This window comes from Vibrio sp. Vb1554, assembly GCF_033344235.1.
The window spans coordinates 1-1,208 of sequence record NZ_JAWPOJ010000293.1 but is presented as its reverse complement, the minus strand read 5'-3'; the positions used below and the strand labels follow the sequence as shown (position 1 = coordinate 1,208).

At 46.8% G+C, this 1,208-nt stretch carries 1 protein-coding gene; it reads right to left on the bottom strand.

Annotated elements, in window-relative coordinates; genetic code table 11:
* Positions 1–18: 18 nt before the first annotated feature.
* On the bottom strand, positions 19–1,208 hold a 1,190-nt coding region (locus tag R8N28_RS25745), incomplete at its 5' end, for a hypothetical protein (protein ID WP_318183726.1).

Here is a 1,208-nt window from a genome sequence, read left to right as displayed (position 1 = left end):
CAATAAGCCATGCTCTCATTACAATCTCCCTAATTGTTTATGCCATACCGTCGAATGCGCTCCCTGACGAGAAACCCACACCAGTGTGGTTTGCTGCGCTGGTACGTCAAATTGATAGACTTGATCGCCTAAATTTAGCTGCTGTGTACCCGGCTTCACAATTTGTGAGGCCGTCTTCACTTGCGCTGGCAGCGTTTGCCAGCTTCGAGTATCTGGTTGTTCTGTTAACGTATTCCAAACGTTGAAAAGAATATTGCCCACGTCATCGCCTTTTTTCGCTGCTTCTTTTCTGATTCGGTCTTTCGCCCAAACGCGAATGGCTTGGCGAATCACTATTGTCGTTAAGCGTTCATTCAAATCATTCTGAGCCATGGCATTAACGTCAGCCAACGTACTAGAAGGCAGCGTTTTTCCATTCAAAGCCACATCACTAAAGCGTGGTGTCCCACGTTTCGGATAATAAGGTAGTGCCAATGAGTAGATTGCGCCATTGCCGCGACTGTCAAAAATAGGTAAGTCAATACGCCAACCTTGCAAAGCCTCAACCACACCTTGCTCGTCAATCACAATGACGCGTCCTTGTGACTTATTTAACCCTGTCGGTGCCTTGCCATAGCGTTTTTCAAGCAGACGTAAGTCTTCACGCATACCGAGCTTTTTCGCGGCGTACATCGTGCTTTCAATAACCTGTTTGTTATCTGGCATCACAGCCAAAGCACGACGGTAATCCACATAAGCGCTGTTAAGATCACGTGACGCTTCGTACAACAAACCAGAAAGATAGAAGAGATAACCGTTTTGCACCGCGCTGAGTTTTTTCCCTGCGTCTGGATAACTCGCGAGCACGCTGCCTAAGTTGGCTGACATACCTTGGTTTTTTAGATCTTTTTCTGCCGACTTCAGCTCTTTTTCACGCGCTTTTCTCGCCGCTTCCTGAACTTGGTTGGCACGACGAACTTCGACGAGTGCACCTTCTAAATCATTTTTTTGTAGATAGTTCAGACCAAGGTATAAATGCAAAAAGCCGAGTTCGTAGTCTGCAGGTTGGTATTCGTTAAGATTGTCGTTTACAGCAAGTGAACCTACGCTCGTCGCTGTTTCAGAAACAGAAATGGTTGCTCGGTCTTGTTGAACACGTACCGCGCGGTCGCTCTCTTCGAGAGCTTTGAGGCTGGTTGGATAATCTTTCGCAAGGAATGAAATACGAC